At 44.5% G+C, this 723-nt stretch carries 2 protein-coding genes; both read right to left on the bottom strand.

The features are described from left to right. Positions 1 to 234 (bottom strand): BppU family phage baseplate upper protein (locus ACWHAR_RS26935; protein ID WP_452088411.1); only part of this gene is annotated, 234 nt, incomplete at its 3' end. A gap of 12 nt (positions 235 to 246) precedes the next feature. Next, the coding region (locus ACWHAR_RS26930) for a peptidase G2 autoproteolytic cleavage domain-containing protein (protein ID WP_452088410.1) at positions 247 to 723 on the bottom strand (477 nt) is incomplete at its 5' end.

Here is a 723-nt window from a genome sequence, read left to right as displayed (position 1 = left end):
TCCGTTCACTTTGTCTACGAGAGTAAGACTCCTTTTATAGAAAGAACCGTCCGGATAAAGCAAAACAATTTTTGCATCAACCGCGGACAATGGAAGTGGGACACTATCTTTTGTAAAAGAAAAGGACAGCTTGGTGCTGCCCGTATCTTGGGTCATAAATTGAATGTTTGTTGATCTTCCGTTTGATCCATGTGAGTTAATATCATACGTGACGTTTGCATTTTTATAAATCAAGAATGAACCTCCTTAATGTTGCGGCGTGACGATCATCTTGGCTACCCCGTAGCCTTTTTCTTCGTCGTATGGCATTTCAATTTTCATTACAGTGCCGTATCCGTTGGACTCAGCTTTTGTCGCTATCCCTTCAATTGCCGTTACGCTATCACCTACCCTAACTGTGGAGTCAATACGAACAAACACCTGACCAATTAGACCGATGACATGCCACTCGTCTCGCTCTTCACGAGGCTTATAAGCCTCTGAAGGATCATAGTCTGGATTTTCCGCCGGAACCGTTATAACCCGTTCACCGTCATAAACCTCTTGATAAATAATGCCGCCAAATTCATCTCTCAAATACCGGTCTTTCCAATCGAAAGCAGCACCACCGAGGACAAGCCCGGCCGTTTTCGACACAACACCGAGAATCTTATCGCCAGCGTCGGCTTTCTTAATCTTTTCGCCTTCCAAAGCAACAAGGTAGGAGGCTTCAATTTTCTGTCC

This window comes from Bacillus sp. LR--39, assembly GCF_053613335.1.
This window is presented reverse-complemented; position numbering and strand designations above follow the sequence as displayed.